Raw genomic sequence first — 16487 nt, forward strand, 5'->3', positions numbered from 1 at the left:
AAGCGCTCATTTCGTCCGGAAGACGCCGTAGATCGAGTATTGGATGCCGGTACCCGATGTGGACACCGCGAGGGTGAGCGACTCGTACGGGCCGACGTATCCGAGGTTCCCGTCCGACATCGTGGCTTCACTGAGGCCGAGCGATGTCCACAGTTCGGTGTAGTGGGAGCGGATGCTCTCCGGCGTCGCGTCGGTGCGTGCGACCAGCGTGACCTGCATCGTGTCGCCCGCGGCGGCGATCGAGCTGGACAGGACTTCGGATCCTTCGATCTCGCCCATGACCTCAGAGGGGAAGCCCTCGACGAGGGCGCCTTCGCTCGTGCCCGACTCCGGCAGCGGACCGGACACCAACGGCGTCGTGGACTCCAGCGATGGCAGTCTGCCCGTCGTGGTTGCGGTCGGTGGCAGGACCTCAGATCCCGATGTCGGCGTTGCACCGGGGACAGGGCCCGCGGTGGACGCAGGGGATGAAGATGCCGACGCATCCGGGCTGCCGCTGCTGCGCGCGCTGGTTCCGGCCGATGCGAACAGCCAGATTGCGACCATGATCCCCACCGCGACCAGCGCTCCCGCGGCTGTGAGCACGACCTTCATAGCCGGAGTCAATGGTGTGCGCGCCGGTGCGCCCGTGCGCGCCGTCGTCGGTTCGACTGGCTCTTCCATGCGCGGCCCCCAAGCCGTGATCTCGACCCACCCCCCAAGGCGAGTCCTGCTTCCACGTTACCGCGCGAACTCGCGCAGACGGTCCTAGGGATCCGCGGCCATGGCCCTGCTTGGGGGAAGGGCTGCCGTCGCCTGCCTGGACCGCCAGTGTGCACCTGACGGGATGCGACGGGCACATGGCCGCGGATCCGGTTCAGTCCGGCCGACGACGTCGTTGTCGTCGGCCGAATGCCCTGCGCGCCATCAGTAGGCGCCCTCGGGCGCGATCATCACCTTGGCGGTGCGCCACATGATCATGAGGTCGCTGGTCACCGACCAGTTCTCGACGTAGCGGAGGTCGAGACGCACGCTCTCCTCCCATGACAGGTCGCTGCGGCCGCTGACCTGCCACAGGCCGGTGATGCCGGGCTTGATGAAGAGGCGGCGGTAGACCTTGCCGTCGTACTCGCGCACTTCCTTCGGCAGCGGCGGGCGCGGGCCGACGACGCTCATGTCGCCGATCAGCACGTTCCAGAACTGCGGCAGCTCGTCGATCGAGTACTTCCGCAGGATCGCCCCGATCCGGGTGATCCTCGGGTCGTTCTTCATCTTGAAGAGCACGCCGTTGCCCTCGCTCTGCGCTTCGAGGGCGGCGAGCTGGGCCTCGGCATCCGTCCGCATCGTGCGGAACTTCAGGATGCCGAACTCCTGGCCGTCGCGACCGATGCGGGTCTGCCGGAAGAACACGGGGCCGCCGTCGTCGAGCTTGATGATCAGGGCGATCAGCGGCATGACGATCAGCGAGAGCGGAATCATCACGAGGAACGAGAAGGCGACGTCGACGGCCCGCTTGAGCGCGTGCTTGCCGCCCTCGAACTCGGGGATCTTCACGTGGATGAGCGGCAGCCCGTCGACCGGACGCAGCGAGATCCGCGGGCCGGCCACGTCGACGACACGGCTCGAGATGATGAGCTCGGATGCCGTGCCTTCCAGCTCCCAGCTCAAGCGCTTGATGAAGTCGGGGTCGTCCTGGGGCTGGGTGGCGACGATGATCGTGTCGGCCTCCAGCATGCGGGCGTGCAGGGCGACCGATCCCATCGGCCCGACCACGTCATGCGTGCGGCCGTCCACGACGATCGGCTCGAGACTCTGATCGGATGGCGCCGTACCGATGGTGACGTATCCGGAACCGCGCTCGTCGAGGGTGCGCAGCACGTACTCGATGTCGTCGCGGCTGCCCGCGACGATCGCGCGCGAGGAGTAATGGCCGAAACGCCGCTGGCGCAGCAGCCACTTGCGCCACATCCACCGTCCGACCAGGAGGGCGAACAGTCCCGCGGGCAGCGCTGCGACGAGCTGCAGTCGGACGCCCTCCCACTGGAACAGGACGAAGATCATCGCGATGACGCCGAAGGCGAAACCGGTCGCGTGGATCACACGCTTGTACTCCGTGGCGCCTGATCCACTGACGGATGCGGCGCGGCTCTGCACCAGCGACAGCACGAGCAGCCAGACGGCAGCGGTCAGGACGGCGACGCGGGCGACCGTGAAGACGCCCGTCGACGATACCGACGTGTCGATCAGTGCGGTGAGCGCGGTCGCGCTCACGACGACCACGGTGTCGGTCGCCCGCTGTCGACGCGCGTAGCGTCGCTCCCACAGGCGCCGGCGCTCGATCGCCGGTTCCGTCCGCGGTACGAGCGTCGTGATCGGCTTCGTCGCGATTGCGCGCGGTGTCAGTATCGGCTGGAACGCGGGTGCGTCCAGCCCGGTCGCGGTGCGTGCGCCGGCGTCGATGGCCGTCATCGTGCTACCCCCACGCACGACAAGCGCACGGCATGTGAAAATGCCATTGCGAAATATCCCCAGTGTTCTCGCGGTGGCCGGGTAACCAACCGCTTTTCCCCAGTGCGCCCACCGAGTCCCCACTCGGTGCGGGCGTCGGATCCCAAATCCGTCGCCCCTACAGGCCCGAAGGGCCTCACGCGATTGTCACTTTACAACCGGTGCTCGGACTACGGAAGCGCCGTTACCTCAGGCTTCCCTCTGTTTCCGTCCACCCGCTCGATTACAGACGAGACGGCATTGTGTCGTCTGATACAGCGCCGTGGATAGCGGCTCCGGTCCAACGGGAACCGAGGTCATCGGCCCCGCCTGTCCGTCTATCCGATGAGTCCCACCAGCGCGTCGAGCCCCATGCCGTAGTTGATGCGCACCGTGGGCAGGGCGAGCTTGTCGGTGCCGATCGTGACGTAGCCGGGCTCGATCGTGCGGGCCATCTCCCAGCCGGCCTGCCGGAGCCCTTCCTTGGCGGTGTCGTTGTAGTGCCCGAACGGGTAGGCCATGACCTCCTTCGCGCCGAGCACGCCGGCGGACGCCTGCATGTCGGCGACGATCTCGGGCACGCCGAGGTTCGTGATGAGGCCATCGCCGTTGGCGCCGGCGCGGTGCATGTCGTGGGTATGCGAGCGGCGCAGCACGTACATGTTGGGCGGCGGATCTTGCCGGTAGGCGGTGATCAGGAACGACGTCGTCAGCACCTGGTGCGCATCGACGACCGGCGCAGCGAGGTCGAACCATGTCTGGTCGGCGTCGTCGTCGGTCACGATCACCGAGTGGTTCGGCAGGAACAGCCGTCCGTCGATGAAGGCCGACAGCTCATCCCACGTCGGCAGGTAGAAGCCGGTCGTCGCGATGTGGTTCATGTGCGCGTCGAAGTCGCCGATGTAGGCGTAGTTTCCGCGCAGCCAGCCGCTCTCGCCCTCGGGGTTCGCAGTGAACTGGTGATACATGAGGATCGGGATGCGGGCGTCCTCGGCCGCGTTCTGCTCGGGGCTCATCCACGCGCCGTGGAGCGTGACGCGGCGGTCGGTGCACGCCACCGGCTCGGAGCCGTTCACGCGTGCCGGCACCGCAAGGGCGGTGGCATCCGCCGGCGTCGCGTACCACCCGGCGAACACCAGCCCGTCGCGCGAGGGGATCGGCAGCCCCACGTAGAGCGCGCCCTGGGTCTGCAGCATGGGCGCGTCGACGATGCCGTCACCCGCGAAGCTCACCGCACAGGCGGCGGGGTCTGCAGTGGTCGCCAGGAGCTGTTCCTCGGGTGTGAGCGGCGTGGGTGTCGGCGTGGGCGTGGACGCCGGCGTCGGTGCGGTGCTGGGTGCGGCATCCGTCTCCCGGCCTGCCGCGCCGGCGTGTGCGAACCCGATCGCGGCGACCGTTCCGCCGACGACGGCGAGTACCACCACGGCGCCTGCGATGCCCGCGAAGAGGCGGCGCCCACGTCGCCGCTTGTGCGGCCTCGCGGGACCCGTGCCGAAAGTCGCCATGCGAGACTCCCCGAGTCCGGACCGCGCATCCCCACGTGCGATCTCTGTTCGGATGCTACTCGGATGCCGCGACCCATCGCCGGACCCACCACGCCGGTTGTGGATGACCGCGTGGCGGGCCCGGCCCTGGGCTCGCTACGCTCGGGTGCCATGCTGCCTCAGGACTGGATCGAGCACCGCCGCGGCGACGGAGAGGTGCTGGGCTGGATGTACGCCGACGGCGAGGGGTTCCGCGTGTTCGATCTGCTGGGCCGCGAGCGCACGCCGGGTGGCCCCGACGGCGAGCCGCTCGAGTGGCTCGCCGCCGAGGAGCTGCTCGACGAGCTGGGCATCGGCTACCTCGCCGATCGCTGGACGCTGCGCCTGCCGGACGGCGCCGAGCGCCCGGTGCGCATCGCCGAGGCCAGCGCGCGCGGCGTCACCGTCGTCGCCGACGAGTTCGGCGCGGCCTCCGCGGTCGGCGCCGACCCCGAGCGGTTCCGGCTGCCGTTCCCCGTGACCGGCGAGCTCTCGCCGCGCTGACAGGGCCGGGCCACCGCGGTCCCGTGATCACCCGAAGCGCGTGCGGCAGCGCACTCACGGCCGCCCGACACGTGGGTACAGTGGCGGCATGACGACGCTCGTGCTCACCGTGGTCGGCGACGACCGGTCCGGACTCGTGGCGGCGGTCGCCGACGTCGTCGGGACCCATGGCGGCAACTGGGAGAACAGCCAGCTGGCCGAACTGTCGGGCGCCTTCGCCGGCATCATCGAGGTCTCGGTGCCGGCGGAGCGCGCCGACGAGCTGAGCGAGGCGCTCTCGGTACTCGACGGACTGCTGAAGGTCACGGTGCACACCGGTACCGGGGAGCCGCCGCCCCCGACGGCGCGACCGCTGACGATGCAGGTGATCGGCAACGACCGTCCCGGCATCGTGCGCGACATCTCCACCGCGCTCCGCAACCATGGCGTGAGCATCGACAATCTGACCACGCGGACGGCGGATGCCCCCATGTACGGCGGACGACTCTTCGAGGCCACGATCGTGGCCCGGGTTCCGGCATCCGTCGATGTCGACGCGCTCACCGCGGACCTCGAGCGCCTCGCGACCGAGATCCAGGTCGACGTCACGCTCGCCCCCTGAGCGTACGAGAGCACCCCCCTACACGCGTCAGACGAGGTCCCGCAGCCGTGCGCTCAGCCCGCTGCCGTCGCCTGCGCGCCGCTCGTAGCCCACGGCGATGATGAGCAGCACCGCGCCGACGACCGACAGCGTGATCCACCAGGGCATGGCCTCGATGCCGCGACCGATCTGCACCATGAACGCGAGCACGTTCTCGATGGGCAGCACCACGATGCCGATGACGAACGGCGCGGCGAGCCGCTGCCTGGCGCCGACGAGGATGGCGACGAGGGCGATCGCCATGACGAGGATCGCCCGCCATGTCCGCGGATCGGTGTAGGTCGCGGCGACCGAGGCGCTCAGCATCGTCACGAGCCCCGGCCCGAGCAGCGGCCACGACCCGGTCCAGCCGGCGGGCCACGTGCCGAGACTTCGCAGCGCCGCGTCGACGGCGGGCCGCCGGAGCGCCAGCGCGCCGGCGGCGAGCAGGAACAGGCCGAGCGGCAGCGAGAACCACTCGACCCGCAGGTCGCGGGGACTCCACGCGACCACCGCCGTCACGAACGACACCGCGAACAGGAACCACACCGGCGGCAGGCCCGTGGGCCCGCGCACTCCGCGAGCGGCGACGGCAAGCATGAACGTGAGGAAACCGAGCAGCAGCGCCCACATCGTCCAGATCACGAACCAGTCGCGCTCGATCGCGGGCCAGGTCGCCGCCGCCAGAATCACGACGGCGGGGGCGCCCAGCCACCGAGTGCCGGCGAGCCTCGAGCCGGCCGGTGCGAGTCGATGCAGGCTCCGTGCCGCGCTCGCCGCAGCGCCGCAGCCCACCAGCCCGAACGCGAGTGCGGCGACGATCACCGGGTCGGTGGGCGCCGGGTCGAGGCCGGCGCCCCACCGCACGCCCTGCACCGCCGCAGCCGCCGCTGCGACGATGGCGACGGCCAGGGTGGGCGTGCGCAGCACCCGTAGCCGGCGCATGCGGGGGCGGGATGCGCGGGTGACGACGACGGATGCCGCTCCCAGCGCCCACGCCGCCGCGACGAGGGCGAGCGCCCGGCCCGGGAAGCCGGCGGCGGCCGCCACCGTCAGGATGGCGGCATCCGTCCCCCTCAGCACTGTTCCGCCCAGCGCCGTCCCGCTCAAGGCGAGGGCGAGGAGCACGGGGACCACCGCCACGGTGAGGCCGACCGTGTACAGGCCGACGGCGCGGCGGCCGCGGGCGGTGAGCACCGCGCCGACGACCGCGGCGCCGAGCGCAGGAGGCAGCAGGTACGGTTCGAGCCCTGTGACACCCGCGAGGCCCCAGGCGCTCCACAGGGCGCCCGTGAACGCGGCGCCGGCGAGCGGCCACGCGTAGCGGCGAGGCGCGACGAGGGCGGTCGCGGCGAATCCGGCGCCGAGGATCACGAGCACGAGAAGCGTCGTGGGAAGCCCCGCCGACGTCCGCACGAGTGAGAGCGCGACGGCGATCGCCGCAGTGAGGAGAGCGGATGCCTCGACCGCACGTCCTGCCGCTCGCGCCTGGGCCTGCGGCAGCCGGCGGTCGAGCGCGTCGGCGATCAGGTCGGCCGAGGCCAGCACGCCGGCGACGACCGCAGCGATCACGGGGAGCACGACGGGCGACCCGCTCATCGGCAGGAGCTGAGCGCCGAGGCACACGACGACCACCGCGATGGACGGGACGAGCGTCACGGCGGCGAGGGTCCGCACGACCACCCCGAGGCCGCGGCGCGTGGTGCTGACCAGGGTCAGTGCGAGGCCGAAGATGACCGCGGTCGACAGCGCCGTCCAGCCGCTGCGCTCGAAGACCACCTGCAGCACGCCGACCGCGAACGGCACCGCCGTCACGACGAGCACCGCGTACCACTCGCGCGATGGGACGCGACGGGCGAACGTCACCGCGATGGCGACGATGCCCGCGGCGCAGGTGGTGAGACACACGACGACGAGGGGGTCCGCGCCGGCCCGGCCGACTGCCGTGGCGAGCACCACCAGCGCGTACGCGAAGCCCACGCCAACGTGCACGAATCGCCCCGCGCGTGGCACGGTGAGCGCAAGCACGCCGATCGACGCGACGACCGCGGCACCGGCCCACAGCGTGAGGTCCACGGCGAGAGCGCTGTCGCGCCACGACAGCACGGCCGCGAACACGACTGCCGCGTGCGCGCCGGCGACGAGCGGCATGCGCACGGCGGCGGAGGCGTCGCGCATCCGCGTGGCGACGATCGCGCCGGCGACCACGGCGGCGACGAGGCCGATCGCCACGCGCGCCCACACCTCCACGCCCGGCAGTGACAGCACCGTGAGGAACGCGAGCATCGCGTACCAGGCACCGAGGAAGCCGAGCCATCGCGTGCCGAGCGGCTGCGGCATCCACTCTCCGTCGGGCTCCGCGGTTGGCGTGGTCCCTCCCGGGGCGGCGCCGACGGGTTCGGCAGTCGCGTGGCCCGACGCCACGGGGGTGTGGGGCGCGTCCGGTGCATTCGGGGCGTGCGCCGCACGCCCCAGGTGCACGGTGTTCGCCCCAAACCCGTGCGGGGTGATGGATACCGCGACCCCAGCTGCGTCGACAGGCTCTCGGGTGCGCGTGAGGGCGGCGAACGACGCGAGCGACAGGGCGAGGGCCGCGAGTCCCGCCGTCAGGCCGGTCGCGCCGCCGGGCAGCAGGAACATGCGGTCCGCGGTCGGGCTGAGCAGAGCGCCGGCGAGCGACAGCAACGCCGTGAGCGTCGGGATCGCGGCGATGATCGCCACCACCGTGACAGCCCCGACGAAAAGCGCCCCGCGCGCGACGACGCGATGCAGTGGGGTGAGCGCGCCGACGGCGACGAGTCCCACCCCTGCGGCGACGGGGAACGCCGCGAACCACGTCGCGATGCCGAGCGGGGGCATCTCGAGCGGCAGCATCGACGTCGCACCGACGATCGCCGCGCCGGCGACGCCGCTCCACAGCCGGCCGGCGGGGTGGTGCGCCGAGGCGACCGCGATCGCTGCGATCGACACCATCGTCGCGCCGGCGAGGTACGCGGTCGGCACGGTGGTGGCGGCATCCGTTCCCCAGACAACGACCAGCGCGACGGCCGCGAAGCCGAACTGGGTCACCGTCAGGGCCGTGCGCTCCGCGCGGAGCGGGCGGCCGAAGCGGGTGACCACGCGGCCCGCGAGCGCCACCAGGGCTCCCGCGGCGGCCGCCGAAGCGAGGCAGCCCGCGGTCGTCGCGAGCGCCGAGCCCGCACCCAAGGCGAGCAGGAGCGGCACGAAGGCGAGCGACAGCATGCCGATCCAGAGCCAGGCACGGATGCCGGCACGCGGCGCGAGTGCCGCCAGCGCGCCGCCCGCGACCAGCGTGGCGAGCGCGGTGAAGACCCAGCCGTTCGCGTCCGGCGGCAGGAGTGGCAGGGCCGCCGTGACGGTGAGCGCGACGAAGACGACGCCGAGTGTTCCGATCGCCTCGGCCGAGAACCGCAGCCGCCGCCGGGCGAGGAGCGCCGCGCCGGCGAGGAACGCTGCCGCGATCGTTGCGATGATCGCCGCGCGCGGCCAGGGATCGGCGAGGTCGGGGTTGAAGAACGTGAACACCACGGCGGCGACGGCCACGAGCGCGGCGCCGGCGACCGCCAGCACCGACTGCACCGTTGCGGACGCCCGCGCGCTGGCACCGGCTCCTGCGTGCGCGGCGGCGTCCCCGTCCCCGTCGCCAACGCTCGCCGCGCGCGCCGCGAGGTCCTCCGGGCGCTGCACCGACGCACCGGCCGCGCTCCCGCCGGCCGCGCTCGCGCCGGCCGCGCTCGCGCCGGCCGCGCTCCCGCCGGCCGCGCTCCCGCCGGCCGCAGCGACAGGCAGGAGCGGCACCTGCCCGAGGAGAACCTGGCGTGCCCGCAGCGCGTCGGCGGCGTGCCGCGACGCGAGCCAGAGGTCACTGCCGATGCTGCCAGAGAAGTCCGCCCCGCAGGTGGGGCACCGCTGCGCGTCGACGATCCCCGCGGCGCAGACCGGGCAGCGCACGACGTCCAGCAGCTCCGCGATCGCGGTGTCGCTCCAGGCATGCGTCCGCCGCTCGCTCGCCGTCGCGGGACTCACGCGTCGTCCTCTCTGGCGGCGATCGCCGCCGGATGGTCGTCGGGCACCCATTCGAGGATGTCGCCGGGCTGGCACTCCAGCACGCGGCAGATCGCGTCGAGGGTCGTGAAGCGCACCGCCTTCGCGCGCCCGTTCTTGAGCACCGACACGTTGGCCGGCGTGATGTCGATCGCCGCGGCGAAATCGCTGACCGACATCTTCTTCTTCGCCAGCTGCACGTCGAGGTTGATGATGATCGGCATCACACCACCTCCGAGAGATCGTGCTCGAGCTGCGACGCCTTGCGCAGCAGTCCCCGGAGCACGACCAGCAGGAGCGACAGCCCGGCGCCGACCACGATGCCGAGCAGGCACAGCAGCACGATGGACGGCGATCCTGCCGGCGCAGTGAGGAGGAAGCCGAGGGTGGCGACGACGAGGACGGTCGCGAAGACGACGGCGCCGAGGCTGACGTCCACCCACACGAACGCGCGCGGCGTGAAGATGCTGTCGGCGCGCACGAGGGTGAGCAGTCGCCAGACGCAGACGAGCACCACCTGAGCGCAGAGGGTGAAGATCACGCCGATGACGATTCCGGGCACCTCGAGGTAGGCGAGGTACGGGTACATTCCTGCGAGCGACCGGGCCATGCCGGGAAGCACGACGACCTGGCAGAGCAGCAGCAGGCCGATCAGGACGGCGATGATCGCCTTGAGAACCACGATCGTTGTCGGGCGCATCATGAACCTATCGATAAACGGCAAGGACCTATCGAAAAACAATAGCCTCAGCATCCGTCCCTCACGCAAGAGGCAATCCTGGGAAGCGTCTGGCAACCGGCATGCGCGGCCGAGGGCTGGTCTGCGACGACCGCGCCGAGTAGCGTGCCGACGCATGGGCTCACTGATGTACTTCAACTCCGCGTCGCTCGACGGCTACATCGCCGGCCCCGACGGACGATGGGAGTGGGCGACCCCCGACGACGAGGTGCACTCGTTCGTGAACGACCTCATGGCTCCCGCGGCCACCCATCTGCTCGGGCGTCGCGCCTACGAGGTCATGAAGGTGTGGGACGACCTCCCGCTCGACGACCTTGCCCCCGCCGAGCGCGAGTTCGCGTTGCAGTGGCGCGAGGTCGACAAGGTCGTCTACTCGCAGACCCTCGAGGCTGTGTCGACCGGTCGGACGGAGCTGCGCCCGGCTTTCGACCCCGATGAGGTGAGGGCGATGACGGATGCCTCGGCCACCCCGCTCGCCATCGGCGGCGGCCGTCTCGCCTCGGCGGCGGCGCGCGCAGGAGTTCTCGATGAGGTGCACGTCGTCGTGGCGCCCGCGGTCGTCGGTGGCGGCATCCGCTTCCTCGACGAAGGGCTGCGGCTGGATCTGGAGCTCTTCGCCGAGCGCCGGTTCGGAAACGGCTCGGTGTATCTCGGGTACCGCGTGCGGCGGGAAGATGACGCCTAGATCTCCCTAGCCAGGGATCCGCGAAGCGGCCGATTGTGCCGGCTCTCAGCTCCGACGCGCGATCGGCACTCCGAGCGGTAGGTGGACGAAGGACCCGCCAAGAAGTTCGCCGGGATCGGGTTCGGGTGGCCGCTCCCCGGTCGCCTGCGTGAGTCGTTTCACGGCGTCGTCCGCGGGCTCGTAGCCGATGGCTCGCCCAGGTTCGAGCGGGAACCATCCCGGCTCGTTGTTCGAAACGCCCCACACGATGTGGTGTCCCGGGCCGTCGAAGGCGATCGCAGCCTCGAACAGCCGCGCGGTGTCATCGACCGACAACCACGTGGCTGCAGTGCGCCCTGCGGACGGGGCCTCTCCGAACGTGCAGAGGCGGGCAGAGACCACGCTCATCCCGTAGCGGTCGGCGAACAGGGCTCCCAGCGCCTCGATCGCCACCTTCGTCACGCCGTAATAGGTGTCCGGGCGGGCAGCATCCTCGTCCGCACGTGACCCGGGCAGATAGCCGACGGCGTGGATCGAGCCGGCGAGCATCACTCGCCGCACCCCGGCGGCCCGCGCGCTCTCCAGGGCGACCCGGGTTCCGTCCACGTTCGCGGCCAGGAGATCCGCCCACGCCGCTTCGGAGGAGATCCCCGCAAGGTGGACCAGCGCATCGGCGCCCGTCAGCACAGCTGTCAGCGCTGCCGCGTCGGCGACAGAGCAGGTGGTCCAGGTGCCTGGCCACTGCGCGGCATCCGAGGGCGGCGCGATGTCCACCAGCCGCAGTTCATGTCGGCGCGCCAGCAGGGGGACGACGGCGCGGCCGATGGTGCCGGCTGCTCCGGTGAGAACGACGGTGGACATCCGCGCTCCCTACACGCTCAGCAGCCGACGGGTCTCTTCGAGCCGCGCCTGCGGCACGAACTGCCCGAAGGTGTCGTTGGCGAAGAAGGTCACGCCGTCGGTGAGGTCGCGGTGCGTGCGCAGGACTTCGCGCTGGTACTCGTAACTGCGGATGTCGTCCAGGTGCGTTCGGTACGCGTACCACGGATCGACGAAGTCCACCGCGTACAGCGTGCGGGCCCGCATGTCAGCCTTGCTCCGAAGATTCGGGATGATCTCCGTCCGTTCGACCAGCACGGCGAAGGTCGACACGATGATGGCGTCGAGGGCGTCGTAGCACTCGTCGGTCATGCCCCAGACCTCCCGCTCCACTTCCGCTCGCCAGTAGCTGTCCATCCAGTAGATCTGACGATCGCCCATCGCCGTGCGCAACCCCGTGAAGAACGCCTGGATGCCCGCGCGACGCTCCGCCGTGAGTTCGGGAGCGTTGTCGGGGTGCCAGATCCCCAGCAAACCGAACTGGTTGCCCAGGAGCACGCCGTCCACCTCGAAATCGGCGACGAATGCGGCAGTCTGGCGGGCGACGAACTCACCTGCGAGCGTCCCGGCCGGGATCCCGTCCGGCCAACCGGCGTACGCGCGCGGATCGTGGCGGAGCGGAAGAGTGACGTCGATGAGCCCGGGGATCTCATGACCGCCTGCGTCGGCGCGTGCGGCGGCGACCTCGGGATGGCGGACGGTCTTCCACTCGCTGCGACAGAACTCGGGACCCGGCTCGAGATACTCCAGCAGTCGGAGACGGATGCCGCGGCGCGACGCCTCCGCGCGCAACGCCGCGTAGATGCCCGCGAGGGTCCGGTAGTCCATCGTCTGCTCGGAGAGCACCATCATCGGGCCCGCGGAGTAGGGGTTCGAGGAGCGCTCGCCACCCTCCCGGACGCGCTCCAGCCAGTTCGCGTTGTGGTCGCGCACCGACTTCTCGAAGGTCCTGCCCCCTTCGGGATCCCAGGCATAGGCGTTGTACCGCGCCCAGTCGAAGGTCTCGTCGGCGCCGTGAGGTCCCCGCCAGTCGAGGACATGATCCCCGTTGCCGGCGCAGAACACCACGGTCAGGTCATTGCCGGCGATCCAGTCCGCGTGGTGGTCGAAGAACGCCTCCACGCCCGCGGCCGGAGCACGCAGGTCGTCGAAGATCTTGGGGGTCACCCAGAGGCAGACTTCGTGGGGCATGGTCATGCTGTTCCTTTCAGTGCGGACAGTGCCGCAGGTCAGACGGGGGAGGGGGCTGCCACCCTCGTCAGAATCGCGGCAGTCGGGGGTCGAAGCCGGGGTCGACGGTGCGGGCGTACGACGTGTCGTCACGGACGGTCCGACCCGATGCGATGTACGCACGATGCAGGCGCTGCACGACGTCACGCCGCAGCTCCACGCCGAGTCCCGGTCCGGTGGGCACGGCGATGGCTCCGCCGGTGAAGTCGGCCGCTTCGCGCTCCACGATGTCGTCGCGTGCGTTCCAGGGGTAGTGCGTGTCACTCGCGTAGGTGAGCGCCCGGGATGCCGCAGCCACATGGGTCATCGCGGCCAGCGACACCCCGAGGTGGGAGTTGGAGTGCATGGAGACGCCGAGTCCGGCATCCGCACACTCCTCGGCCAGATCCAATGCCGGGCGTAACCCGCCCCAGTAGTGGTGGTCCGCCAGCACGATGTCCAGTGCGGATGCCGCGACCACCGACTCCAGGTCCTGCGGTGTGTTGATGATCATGTTGCTCGCGAGGGGGAGTGCGGTGGCGGCACGCACGCGCGCCATGGCGTCGATGCCCAGAACGGGGTCCTCGAGGTAGTCCAGGACGCCTTCGAGTTTCGTCGCCGCAGCGAGCGCTGTCGCCTCACTCCACGCGCCGTTGGGATCGATGCGCAGCAGTGTGTCGGGCAGCTCGGCGGCCAAGGAGTGGATCGTCGCGATCTCGGTGTCCGGAGCGAAGACCCCGGCCTTGAGCTTGAGCGAGCGGAATCCGAAACGCTCGACGAACATCCGGCCGAGGCGGACGATGCCGTCCGGGTCGAGCGCGGAACCCCATTCGTCGTCGTCTCCTGCCGCGGGATGGCCGCCCCACTTGTAGAACAGATATCCGCTGTAGTCCACGCGCGCGCGCACCGCCCCGCCGAGCAGCTCCACGACGGGCACCCCCTCCAGCCGTGCCCACGCGTCGGTGAAGGCGACATCGAAGGGCGATCGGGCGAGGTTGCGCTGCACCAGCGGCAGTTCAGGACCCAGCACCGCCGCGACCGCCGCATCGAGCGCGCCCGGGTCGTCCACACGCGACCCGAGCAGGCGGGGACCGATGGCGCGGATGCGTTCGAGCAACGGGAGATCACCCGCCGCTTCGCCCAGCCCCACCGTGCCGTCCTCGAGGGTGAGCACGACGAGCGTCCGCAGCGCGAGTGGTTCGTGGACTCCCCAGGCGTTGAGGAGGGGCGGGTCTGCGAAGGCGAGCGGGATGACCTCCACCGTGCGTAAACGGCTCATCGTGCGACCCGCTCGTAAGGTCCGGGAGAGGCAGGAAGGCGGCGCGCCCCCTCCCTCTCCCGGACGGCGGTTCCCGTCGACGCGCGGGCGGATGCCGCGTCCGGCGGATGATCCAGGTTTCGCCTGCGTCGGACGGACCGGTCAGCGAGCGCCTTGCCGGTGGGAGTCTGCAGTCGGTTCCCGCCACCGTCGACATCGCGGGCGGAGGATGCGTCGAGAGGAGCGGTCACGTCAGGCGCAGGGACGTCTGGCGGACCATCAGCTGAGGCGCGAACTCGGCCTCTTCCGGCTGGCCCGATGAATCGGCATCCAACAGCTTGAGCACGGCCGCCGCTCCCATCTTGTCTCCGGCGTGACGGACGCTGGTGAGCGGGACGATGGCGAGCTCAGCGAACTCGATGTCGTCGTAGCCGACCAGGGACAGCGTCTGCGGGATGCTGACGCCCGCCGCGATGAGCCGGTGCATGAGCCCCAGAGCGAGCAGGTCGTTCCCCGCGAAGATGCCGTCGGGGAGCTCCCCGCGCCGCAAGAGCTGCTCGGCGATCTCCTCTCCCGCTCGGGCCGTCTGAAGCGGCACCGTGATGGTCTCGAGGGTGATGCCCGAAGCTGCCGCGTCCACGGCATCCGTCGCCCCATCTCGGCGGTCGACCACCTGAGGGTGGGGTCCGCCGACGAACAGCAGGCGACGCCGGCCCTGGCTGATGAGGTGCTCCGTCGCCAGCCGTCCGCCGCTGCGGCCGTCACCGCTGACCGACGGGTAGATGGTGTCACCCTCGGGCTTGCCGAGAAGGACGAAGGGCGTCCCCTTCTTGCGCAGCTCCACCAGCTCCTCGGGGACAGCTCCGACGGGTGCGATGAGCACGCCATTGACCTGCTGCGATTCGAAGAATCGCAGGTACTGCCGCTCGCGTTCCGGATTGTCGTCCGCGTTGGCGAGGAGGATGAAGAGGCCGTGACGTGCGGCCTCGGTCTCCACCCCCGATGCGAGCTCGGCGAAGAAGGGGTTGCGACTGTTCGCGACGACGAGGCCCAGCGCCTGACTGCGTCCGACGCGGAGCCGGCGGGCGGCGTCGTTGCGCACGTATCCGAGTTCGGCGATGGATGCCTGCACGCGTGCGAGCATCTCGTCCGAGAGCCTGCTGGGCTGGGTGAGCGCGTACGACACGGTTGCCCGGGACACTCCGGCATGCGCAGCGACATCGCTGACAGTGACCGTCTGTCGAGTGCTTTCCGTCGTCATGGTGTATCTCCGTCGTAGTGGTGGGCGGACCGGCCGCGTACCGCCGGCCCGCCCGATGCGGACTACCCTTCGCTGAACGCGAGGTCCATCCGCTCCAGCACCTGAGCAGGTGTGATGGTGGCGTTGAACAGCTCCTGGATGGCCGCGAGGTGCTCCGCCTGGACCTTCGGGTTCGGCCAGAACACGTCCGGGAACGGGGTGTCACGACCTTCCGCCTGGTACTCGCCGACTGCCGCGAGGACCGGACCGGTCTCGAAGTCCTCGGAGGGCAGTGCCGGAGCAGCGCCCGACTCGGTCGCATAGATGGCCTGGCCCTCGCTGGAGGCGAGGAACTCCATGAACGTGCGCGCGAGCTCCGGGTTCTCGGCATCCGCGTTGATGGCGTATTCGATCCCCACGGAAACGGGCAGGTAGGTGTCGGCCGGGTCGTCGGTCGCGGGGAGCGGGGTCATCGAGAAGGTGGTGCCATCGGCCGCGTACTGCTCCGCGTTCGCGGCGGCTGAAGTGACCTGGATCGCCCCGAGCGCCGTGCCCTCGCCGAGACTGGTCATCTGCTCGTCGTAGCCGACACCATTGGGGTTCTCGTTGAAGCACCCGGCGCTCTGCATCTCGGCGTACTGGTCCATGGCGGTCTGCCATTCGGACTCGCCGAAGGTGGTCTCGCCGTCGAGCTGCTGGTCAGTGAACTGGGGGTCCGGTCCGTAGACGAGAGTGGAGGTGAGGGCGTAGGGCACGAGCTGCGTCGTCCACGCCGACTTCAGACCCAGAGCGAACGCGACCGTCCCCTTCTCGGTCGCCGCCTCGCAGAAGTCGAGCACCTCGCTCCACGTCTCAGGCGGGGTGAGCCCGGCCTCCTCGAGCGCCTGGTCGTTCCAGACCGCGCCGATGCCGACGACGGTGACGGGGAGGCCCACAAGCGTTCCCTCGCTGTTCTCAGAGACGGCTCGCTGGGCGTCGCTGAGGTCGTCGACCCACGCCTCGTCCTCCAGCGACATGAGCAGGTCGTCGTCGCCGAGAGTGCGAACGGCGGTGGCGTTGCCGCCGCCCGGCCAGATCCGGAAGACGTCCGGCGCCGTGCCGGCGGACAGCTGGGTGCGCAGCGTCTGCTGGTACGAGGCATCGTCGTTGGCGAATGTCGCCTCGACGGTAACGCCGGGGTTCGCCTCCTCGAAGGCATCGATGACGGCCTGCGCCGGAGCTTCGCCCGCAGCGGAGAAGGTGAGCACGGTTCCCTCTCCCTCCGCTGTGTCGCCTGTGGCGGTCGAGCAGCCGGCCAGCGCCAACGCCACGACTGCGGCTG

Annotated in this window: 14 protein-coding genes; 3 read left to right on the forward strand and 11 right to left on the reverse strand. The window is 70.5% G+C overall.

Annotated features, from left to right (window positions below; genetic code table 11):
* Positions 1 to 6: 6 nt before the first annotated feature.
* The 3 genes from NCG93_RS05805 to NCG93_RS05815 all read right to left on the reverse strand — a co-directional run bounded on the left by NCG93_RS05805 (position 7) and on the right by NCG93_RS05815 (position 3971).
* Positions 7 to 348 carry a hypothetical protein gene (locus NCG93_RS05805; RefSeq protein ID WP_194414872.1) on the reverse strand — a complete coding sequence of 114 codons (342 nt, stop codon included), beginning with the start codon at positions 346 to 348 and terminating at the stop codon, positions 7 to 9.
* A gap of 558 nt (positions 349 to 906) precedes the next feature.
* Positions 907 to 2448, reverse strand: coding sequence for a sugar transferase (locus NCG93_RS05810; protein ID WP_194414871.1), 1542 nt, complete (start codon positions 2446 to 2448; stop codon positions 907 to 909).
* Positions 2449 to 2804: 356 nt separating this feature from the next.
* On the reverse strand, positions 2805 to 3971 hold the full coding sequence (locus tag NCG93_RS05815) for a polysaccharide deacetylase family protein (RefSeq protein ID WP_194414870.1): 1167 nt from the start codon (positions 3969 to 3971) through the stop codon (positions 2805 to 2807).
* A 63-nt stretch (positions 3972 to 4034) separates the two neighbouring features.
* Between NCG93_RS05815 and NCG93_RS05820 the strand changes: the two genes are divergently transcribed.
* Together NCG93_RS05820 and NCG93_RS05825 are read left to right on the forward strand one after the other, a co-directional pair.
* Entirely contained in the window at positions 4035 to 4493 is a 459-nt protein-coding gene (locus NCG93_RS05820; protein WP_241741920.1) for a hypothetical protein, read from the forward strand.
* Positions 4494 to 4581: 88 nt separating this feature from the next.
* Positions 4582 to 5094 (forward strand): glycine cleavage system transcriptional repressor, encoded by a 513-nt coding sequence (locus NCG93_RS05825; RefSeq protein ID WP_194414869.1) that lies wholly within the window; start codon positions 4582 to 4584, stop codon positions 5092 to 5094.
* 27 nt (positions 5095 to 5121) lie between these two features.
* Here NCG93_RS05825 and NCG93_RS05830 read toward each other — a convergent pair whose 3' ends face one another.
* The 3 genes from NCG93_RS05830 to NCG93_RS05840 are packed head-to-tail and all read right to left on the reverse strand — an operon-like array spanning position 5122 to position 9880.
* Entirely contained in the window at positions 5122 to 9159 is a 4038-nt protein-coding gene (locus NCG93_RS05830) for an SCO7613 C-terminal domain-containing membrane protein (protein WP_194414868.1), read from the reverse strand.
* Complete coding sequence (locus NCG93_RS05835; protein WP_194414867.1) at positions 9156 to 9401, reverse strand: helix-turn-helix domain-containing protein; 246 nt, start codon at positions 9399 to 9401, stop codon at positions 9156 to 9158. The genes NCG93_RS05830 and NCG93_RS05835 overlap by 4 nt, the downstream gene beginning before the upstream one ends.
* Positions 9401 to 9880, reverse strand: a complete 480-nt coding sequence (locus NCG93_RS05840; protein ID WP_194414866.1) for a DUF2975 domain-containing protein — start codon at positions 9878 to 9880, stop codon at positions 9401 to 9403. Before NCG93_RS05840 ends, NCG93_RS05835 begins: the two co-directional genes overlap by 1 nt.
* Positions 9881 to 10031: 151 nt before the next feature.
* Here NCG93_RS05840 and NCG93_RS05845 point away from each other — a divergent pair, with 151 nt between their 5' ends.
* Positions 10032 to 10601, forward strand: a complete 570-nt coding sequence (locus NCG93_RS05845) for a dihydrofolate reductase family protein (RefSeq protein WP_194414865.1) — start codon at positions 10032 to 10034, stop codon at positions 10599 to 10601.
* Between the two features lie 45 nt (positions 10602 to 10646).
* Here the strand turns inward: NCG93_RS05845 and NCG93_RS05850 are convergent, their stop codons facing one another.
* The 5 genes from NCG93_RS05850 to NCG93_RS05870 form a co-directional block, all read right to left on the reverse strand.
* Positions 10647 to 11441 carry an NAD-dependent epimerase/dehydratase family protein gene (locus NCG93_RS05850; RefSeq protein ID WP_194414864.1) on the reverse strand — a complete coding sequence of 265 codons (795 nt, stop codon included), beginning with the start codon at positions 11439 to 11441 and terminating at the stop codon, positions 10647 to 10649.
* A gap of 9 nt (positions 11442 to 11450) precedes the next feature.
* A complete protein-coding gene (locus NCG93_RS05855) occupies positions 11451 to 12656 on the reverse strand; it encodes a hypothetical protein (protein ID WP_194414863.1) in 1206 nt (401 codons plus the stop codon).
* Between the two features lie 61 nt (positions 12657 to 12717).
* The gene (locus NCG93_RS05860) at positions 12718 to 13947 is read right to left on the reverse strand and encodes an enolase C-terminal domain-like protein (RefSeq protein WP_194414862.1); all 1230 of its coding nucleotides are present in this window, start codon (positions 13945 to 13947) and stop codon (positions 12718 to 12720) included.
* Between the two features lie 226 nt (positions 13948 to 14173).
* Positions 14174 to 15187 (reverse strand): LacI family DNA-binding transcriptional regulator, encoded by a 1014-nt coding sequence (locus NCG93_RS05865; protein ID WP_194414861.1) that lies wholly within the window; start codon positions 15185 to 15187, stop codon positions 14174 to 14176.
* Between the two features lie 62 nt (positions 15188 to 15249).
* Positions 15250 to 16413 carry an ABC transporter substrate-binding protein gene (locus tag NCG93_RS05870; protein WP_194414860.1) on the reverse strand — a complete coding sequence of 388 codons (1164 nt, stop codon included), beginning with the start codon at positions 16411 to 16413 and terminating at the stop codon, positions 15250 to 15252.
* Positions 16414 to 16487: the final 74 nt, after the last annotated feature.

Source organism: Microbacterium yannicii, from assembly GCF_024055635.1.
In the GTDB taxonomy this organism is placed as follows: Bacteria; Actinomycetota; Actinomycetes; order Actinomycetales; family Microbacteriaceae; genus Microbacterium; species Microbacterium yannicii.

Excerpts from the sequence above, each read along its gene's own strand:
- NCG93_RS05835 (WP_194414867.1), bottom strand. The coding sequence starts at position 9,401 with ATGCCGATCATCATCAACCTCGACGTGCAGCTGGCGAAGAAGAAGATG.
- NCG93_RS05860 (WP_194414862.1), bottom strand. The coding sequence starts at position 13,947 with ATGAGCCGTTTACGCACGGTGGAGGTCATCCCGCTCGCCTTCGCAGAC.
- NCG93_RS05850 (WP_194414864.1), bottom strand. The coding sequence starts at position 11,441 with ATGTCCACCGTCGTTCTCACCGGAGCAGCCGGCACCATCGGCCGCGCC.
- NCG93_RS05855 (WP_194414863.1), bottom strand. The coding sequence starts at position 12,656 with ATGACCATGCCCCACGAAGTCTGCCTCTGGGTGACCCCCAAGATCTTC.
- NCG93_RS05820 (WP_241741920.1), top strand. The coding sequence starts at position 4,035 with ATGCCGCGACCCATCGCCGGACCCACCACGCCGGTTGTGGATGACCGC.
- NCG93_RS05865 (WP_194414861.1), bottom strand. The coding sequence starts at position 15,187 with ATGACGACGGAAAGCACTCGACAGACGGTCACTGTCAGCGATGTCGCT.
- NCG93_RS05810 (WP_194414871.1), bottom strand. The coding sequence starts at position 2,448 with ATGACGGCCATCGACGCCGGCGCACGCACCGCGACCGGGCTGGACGCA.
- NCG93_RS05825 (WP_194414869.1), top strand. The coding sequence starts at position 4,582 with ATGACGACGCTCGTGCTCACCGTGGTCGGCGACGACCGGTCCGGACTC.
- NCG93_RS05815 (WP_194414870.1), bottom strand. The coding sequence starts at position 3,971 with ATGGCGACTTTCGGCACGGGTCCCGCGAGGCCGCACAAGCGGCGACGT.
- NCG93_RS05845 (WP_194414865.1), top strand. The coding sequence starts at position 10,032 with ATGGGCTCACTGATGTACTTCAACTCCGCGTCGCTCGACGGCTACATC.
- NCG93_RS05840 (WP_194414866.1), bottom strand. The coding sequence starts at position 9,880 with ATGATGCGCCCGACAACGATCGTGGTTCTCAAGGCGATCATCGCCGTC.